Consider the following 6729-nt stretch of genomic DNA (forward strand, 5'->3'; position numbering starts at 1 on the left):
TCGAGACTTATCTTCACGGAGAATTAAGGTTGAGAATATTTTTGCAAAGTTCAAAGTGTTTAACATCTTTTCAACAACTTACCGCAATCGTAAGAAACGATTTGGTTTAAGAATGAACTTGATTGCTAGTATTATCAATTTTGAAAGGCTATAAACGTTTCGCAGGAAGTCTATTGAATAAGCCATAAAGATATTCTATCATAAATGTACGGATTTTGTTTCATTTTAGTATATTACCTCCATTTTTAATCTTATAAATATATTTATCTATAGAACCCACCTCGTAGCTAGAATTTTTTGTCCTATTGTAACTTGACACCATAACTATATCATTTTTCAAAATTAAACTTTCCCCATTTCCTGAACAGTTAAAAATCAACCATTTTTCTACTCAAAACTCTTTTTTAGGTTCAAAAATGACCGTTCAGGAAGTTTGAGCTACCGTTTAGGAAATTATTCTAAAACGAACGCTTTTTATGTTATCTTATACCTATGATAAATTAAAAGATTAGCCATAATTTAAGGGAGTGATTTGCTTGAAACAATTTCACAAAACTTTTGTAGCTCAAATAGATGCTAGAGATTGCGGAGTTGCTGTTTTAGCATCAATTGCAAAATTCTATGGTTCCGACTACTCTATCGCCCATCTAAGAGATCTAGCTAAAACAAATAAAGATGGAACTACAGCACTCGGCATTGTTACTGCTGCAGAAACCATAGGTTTCGAGACACAAGCTGTAAAAGCAGATATGAGTTTGTTCGATTTAGAAGATATCCCCTATCCTTTCATAGCTCATGTCGTAAAAAATGAGACCCTTCTTCATTACTATGTGGTTTATGGGATTAGTAACGGAGACATTATAATCGGTGATCCAGATCCGACTGTCAAGATTACCCAAAAATCAACGTCCGAGTTTGCAAAAGAATGGACTGGAGTCTCTATCTTCTTAAAACCAGGCACAAACTATCAGCCTCACAAGGATGAAAAAAAGGGACTACAGCAATTACTCCCTCTTATCTATAAACAAAAAAGAATAGTGTTCGGGGCTGTTTTAACCAGTATTCTAGTAACCATGATTAACATTGGTAGCTCTTACTACCTACAACTCATACTAGATCAACTTATTCCGCAACAAAATATCTCAACACTTAGTATTGTCACAATCGGGCTCTCACTGTCCTACTTATTACAACAAATATTCCTTTTTTCACGGGAATACCTACTGACCCACCTAAATCAAAAACTAAGTAGAGATATCATTCTAAATTACATTCGGCATGTTTTAAAGCTCCCAATGTCCTTTTTTGAAACAAGACAGTCAGGTGACATTATTTCTCGATTTACAGATGCAAACTCAATCATTGATGCATTAGCCTCCTCGGTTATGTCCCTATTTTTAGATGTTGCAATGTTATTCTTAATTGGTGGGGCTCTTATTTATCAAAATCTGCAACTGTTTCTCATTTCCATGCTTGCTATCCCAATTTATACCATCATCATTATTTTCTTTGTAAAGCCCTTTGAAAAAATGAATTTAGAAGTGATGCAAAGCAACTCTGATGTCAGTTCAAGTATTATCGAGAGTTTAACAGGCATTGAAACGATAAAAGCATTAACCAATGAAGAGGGGCGACTCAAAAAAATTGAGAATGATTTTGAATCCTATCTAAGTAAATCATTACGATTGAGTAAACTCTCTATAACTCAAGATGTTTTAAAACAAGGAACACAATTGTTATTCAGTGTCCTCATTCTTTGGGTAGGAGCTCAACTTGTGATTGATTCCAAAATTACCATAGGTCAACTCATTACTTTTAATACTTTATTAGGGTACTTTACGTCACCTTTAGAGAATGTCATTCGGTTACAAACAAAGCTACAAACAGCTCAAGTAGCCAATAATCGCTTGAACGAAGTCTATCAAGTAAAGCCTGAATTCACGTCATCTCCATCTTGTATCCCTGATTCACTCAATGGAAACATCAAAATTGAAAACTTATCTTTCAGATATGGTTTTGGTGCTGATACCTTAACCGATGTTCATTTAGAAATCCAAAATGGAGATAAGATAAGCTTAGTTGGAGTTAGCGGTTCTGGAAAAACAACACTAGCAAAAATGTTAGTTGGCTTTTTTCCCCCTTATAACGGTAATATCTATATTAACGACCATCCGTTAAATCAAATAGATAAGAAAATTCTACGCCAGCATATTCACTATGTGCCACAGCAAGCTTTTCTATTTAATGGGACTATTTTGGATAATTTACTTTCAGGTATCGAAATAAATGTAGATGAAACAGAGATCATTGACGCTTGTAAATTGGCCGAAATCCATCAGGATATTTTGAAAATGCCAATGGCTTATCAAACAGAATTAACCGATCACAGTGGATTATCCGGAGGCCAAAAACAAAGAATTGCGATTGCCAGAGCATTATTAACCAAGGCTCCTGTACTCATTCTCGATGAAGCAACAAATGGACTTGATATCTTAACGGAGAAAAAAGTTCTGGATAATCTTTTATCGTTACAAGATAAAACGATCATTTTCGTAGCTCATCGACTCACAGTTTCTGAGAGAACACCAAAAATTGTTGTGCTAGAGAATGGTAAAATTGTTGAAACTGGTAGTCATAACTCACTATTAGATCAAAGAGGCTACTATAAAAGCTTATTTCAGGAATAGTAGTTAGAATAAAGGAGATAAATCATGAACAAGCAATCATCCCCAAAATATTGTTTCAAAGAAATACCTCAAACTGAACTTTGTAAAATTAACGGAGGTAGCTCTTTATATAGTTTTTTAGAAAAAATAATGACCGTTGACTATAGGAAAACATTTTTCCCTAACCCCAAAAAATAAACACAAACAAGAAGTGAGCTGCTCCCTGTCAAGTGGACAGTGAAATAACAAAAAATTAAGTAACGGCCTTGTTCTTCATTTCAAGAGGGGCAAGGCCGTTATTACGCTCTTGAAAGCGTTTTTGATTGTAAAAATGAATGTAGCTATCAATATCAACTACTAACTCTTCTCTTTCAGTTAGACTACCAAGAATGCAAGCTCCTCTTCACTAGCAAAAAAGGGAAGTAACTATTGCGATAGGATGTTTCTTTTAGAAAGACAGTGGGAGGAGCTAGACCCAGAAATCAGACATCAAAAACAACAAGAAGAGCTCCGTCCCCTGATGGAAGAATTCTTTGATTGGTGTCGGGAGCAGTATGTCCTACCAGAGTCTAAGTTAGGCCGTGCTCTTAAATACAGTTTGGATTATGAGTCCACATTCAAAACTGTATTGGAAGATGGACGTCTAGTTCTCTCTAATAATCTGGCTGAGAGGGCTATTAAATCCTTGGTTATGGGACGTAAGAATTGGCTATTCTCCCAAAGTTTAGAGGGAGCAGAGTCAAGTGCTATTATCATGACTCTGCTTGAGACAGCCAAAGTCCATCAACTTGATAGTGAAAAATATATAGCTTATCTTCTAGAGCATTTACCAAACGAGGAGACTCTCGTAAAAAAAGAGGTTCTAGAGGCTTATTTACCATGGGCTCCAAAAATCCAAGAGAATTGTAGATAAAGAAAACTCCAAGATTAAAAGCAATCTGCTTATAATCTTGGAGTTTTTTCAATATACTCTGTTATTGGGCGCTTACTGATTATATTTACGAATCCAATCCTTAATTGTAGAATCAGTAACCTGGTATTTTTTAGCTAACCAGCTAGTTGACTTATGCTCATTGTGATAATACATGACAGCTTCAAGCTTTTCTTCAACAGACGTCCGACTTCTTTTTGACATACTAAAACTCCCCTTCCAATTTTAGTGGACTTTTATTTTTTCACTATCCACTGTAAAGGGAGTATATCAAAGACTAGGAGCTATTTTGATTCCTAGTCTTCCTATTTCCTACTTATGTATTTCTACTATTTGTCTAAAAATATAATTATTACTACTGGTTTTCAAAAATACATTAGATAATTGACCAACTGTTCTTGACAAATTGTATAATCCGATACCTCTAGCTTCACCTTTTGTCGAATAGCCAAAATCAAAAATTGATTTCAAATCTTTCTCTTCTTCTTTAATGGAATTTTCAACAATCAAAACTTGACTATTCCCCTTTTCAAAAAAGGCTATTGAAATATCTGATGTGGACTCATCAATGGCATTATCAACCAATATCGAAATAATTGAGATTAAATCTACTAACTTGATGCCCTTAGGTTGAATTGGTTCTGGAAATTCTAAATGCATCTCCAATCCTTTATCTCTAGCTTCGGAAAATTTTGCAGCGAGCAGACTTTTAAGAGCAGGCTCCTGAATATTGACCAATCGCCCAAAATCAAAATGAGAATCTCGCACACGATTTTCAGTATCCTTTAAAACCGAATGATAGACCCTCTCAATTTGAGCAAGATCTCCAGCCTCTATCCCCATTTTTAGGGTAGTCAAAAGATTTGTGTAATCATGTCTGAATCCTTTAACTTCACGATACAGCTCCTCCATATGAAGGCTGTAGTTTTCTAAATTTTTCTGATGTACATTCTGTTGAAAAAGCAATTCCGTCTGGAGTTTAGTGTTCAAATGGCTATCTAATTTTTTTGTCATACCCAAAAATATGAACAGATATGAAACCAATAATAACTCCCGATATTCAATTGACCTTATGTTCTCTTCATACTGTAAAAAAGTTAAGTATTGCATAATTATAAAATAAATAGTCATAATTAAATTAAAAAATAATATGAGTCTGAAATCTTCTTTATCAATATTTTTTTCCTTAAAATGATTAAAATTGTAATCCAAAAAACCAAAAAATAATATTGTAATTGTAAATGTTGCTACCTCTAGAATAAAATATGTAAAATCGTTTGAAACATAACCTTCAGCTTGTCCCAAAAATGGAAGAACAAAAAATGTAAAGCTCCTAAAAATAACATTATGAAGAGTAACTGGAAAGAGGCCATAAAAAATACAAAGATTATTCGATTGAGTTCTAATAAAATAGTAGGACAATGATAATCCATAAATTGGCTCTAAAATATATGATAAAAAGTTCAATCGGAAAATACTCTCTAATACTGTTAAACAAACTGAAAGGACAATACGTAACAAAAACGCATGCAAGAAAGACTTATTTGAATATTCTAAATCATTTATTTTAAAAAAGAAAAGCGGGATTAAAATATTAGACAATAAAATTGAGATAACGAACTGCATGCTATTCAATCTCTCCCTCCACTTTAGCTAGAATCCCTTTCATCTTCGTTCTTGCAATAAAACAAGTCAATTTATTAGGAAAATAAGCTATCCTTTCCGTTTTATCTATTTTTACTACATTCTTCGGATTGAGAGCATAGGAACGATGGCATTTATATAGTCGAGGTTCCTGTTTCAATACTTCATTCATGCTAGTGAAAAACTCGATTCGCTCCGTTTTTGTGTAGAGAACGACATGATGAGAAATTGGAGATGTTTCCAAAAAATAGACATCTTCGAAGGGAATTTGGAATTGTTGATACTTAGACTTAAAATTAAAAGCAGTATCTGCGATAGTTTTCCGATTCTGTTTCTGAGCATAAAGTACTGCAGCTTCAACACGCGCTTCAAAATCTTCCTTATCTAAGAACTTATCAATATAATCCAAGGCAGATATCTGATACCGAAACGTCAAGGGCATAAACTTCGAATGCGTTGTTACAAAAACAATCAACGCTTGTGAATCCTGTTGACGAATTCTATTCGCAACATCCATTCCTTTTAAAGGATCTCCTTTGATTTCGATATCTAAGAAAAAAAGCTGGTGACTTCCTCTTTCCTGAATAGCTTGTAGAAGCAAATCCGTTTTAGAATATACTTCTAGCCGCTTAACTGGTAAATCATGTTTTTCCTGTAATTGATAAAGGAGATTTTCCATCCGCCCTTGTTGCTCGTAATCATCTTCTAAGACAAAAATATTCATATAGTAAGACCACCTATAATCACAGTTTTTTCTTTGGTCTAATAATATCATAATCCAAACCTTTACACAATTAACCTTCTTACATCTAAAACCCCCTGGATTGAGATAAATCCAGGGGGTTGACCATCCTTATTTGCTAGAGAACTTTCTCTCTTAAACTTCTCATAAATTACAAATGTAGTGGGCAATCTTCTTATCTAATTCTCTTCATTACACCTAATAGAGTGCAAAGTAGAAATATAGATTATACTGCTAACCGGTAACCATTGCTTACTGCAATATTTTGTGCTATAAATCCTGTAATAATTAAATTCAGAGTGTATATTCCTTGATTGGCAAGAATTGATAATGAAAAAAGCGAAATTGATACAATAATCAATTTTTTTACAGAATCACGATAATTAGACTGTTCAATAGGAATATGAGAACTGAACTTTTTTGTTAGATAGTTGATACAGAAGAGAAAAACAATTTGCAATATCATTAAATTTATAACTAAACGTAAATTGTTGTAATAAATATAATTTATATATGCATTGAATAAGATTACTGGTAGGTATATCTTTTTACCCAAATTATTCATACCTCAGAAGAATCTGTGTAAATGCCTAAAAAATCATCAGAAACAACCAATAACCAACTGGAATTTCTGATGATTTTTATTATTCACCAAATTGTTCTAGGGATAAAAATGTATTCAGTACCTTATAACCCTAAAAAAGGCAGACTCCGCCCTTGGTGTAACTATATATTTTTAAAAATGT

At 33.5% G+C, this 6729-nt stretch carries 5 protein-coding genes and 3 pseudogenes; 4 read left to right on the forward strand and 4 right to left on the reverse strand.

Translation table 11 applies throughout. From position 1 onward, the window contains the following. From E4T71_RS07785 to E4T71_RS09895, 3 genes and pseudogenes are all read left to right on the forward strand, one after another. Positions 1–154, forward strand: a pseudogene (locus E4T71_RS07785) (IS5/IS1182 family transposase); the annotation flags it as partial. A 382-nt stretch (positions 155–536) separates the two neighbouring features. Continuing rightward, complete coding sequence (locus tag E4T71_RS07790) at positions 537–2687, forward strand: peptide cleavage/export ABC transporter (RefSeq protein WP_135038705.1); 2151 nt, start codon at positions 537–539, stop codon at positions 2685–2687. A gap of 24 nt (positions 2688–2711) precedes the next feature. Further along, positions 2712–2864: a hypothetical protein gene (locus E4T71_RS09895; RefSeq protein WP_167758500.1), complete on the forward strand. Its 153-nt coding sequence runs from the start codon at positions 2712–2714 to the stop codon at positions 2862–2864. A gap of 55 nt (positions 2865–2919) precedes the next feature. Here E4T71_RS09895 and E4T71_RS07795 read toward each other — a convergent pair. Further along, positions 2920–3033, reverse strand: a pseudogene (locus E4T71_RS07795) (IS3 family transposase); the annotation flags it as partial. Positions 3034–3066: 33 nt separating this feature from the next. On the opposite strand from E4T71_RS07795, the pseudogene E4T71_RS07800 reads away from it, so the two are divergent. Continuing rightward, positions 3067–3579, forward strand: a pseudogene (locus E4T71_RS07800) (transposase); the annotation flags it as partial. Positions 3580–3651: 72 nt separating this feature from the next. On the opposite strand, the gene E4T71_RS07805 reads toward E4T71_RS07800, so the two are convergent. The 3 genes from E4T71_RS07805 to E4T71_RS07815 form a co-directional block, all read right to left on the reverse strand. Then, positions 3652–3801, reverse strand: a complete 150-nt coding sequence (locus E4T71_RS07805; protein ID WP_135038707.1) for a helix-turn-helix domain-containing protein — start codon at positions 3799–3801, stop codon at positions 3652–3654. Between the two features lie 108 nt (positions 3802–3909). After that, the gene (locus E4T71_RS07810) at positions 3910–5223 is read right to left on the reverse strand and encodes a GHKL domain-containing protein (RefSeq protein ID WP_228062385.1); all 1314 of its coding nucleotides are present in this window, start codon (positions 5221–5223) and stop codon (positions 3910–3912) included. A 1-nt stretch (position 5224) separates the two neighbouring features. After that, positions 5225–5965 (reverse strand): response regulator transcription factor, encoded by a 741-nt coding sequence (locus E4T71_RS07815; RefSeq protein WP_135038711.1) that lies wholly within the window; start codon positions 5963–5965, stop codon positions 5225–5227. Between the last annotated feature and the right edge of the window lie 764 nt (positions 5966–6729).

Source organism: Streptococcus sp. WM07, assembly GCF_004570525.1.
Classification (GTDB): domain Bacteria; phylum Bacillota; class Bacilli; order Lactobacillales; family Streptococcaceae; genus Streptococcus.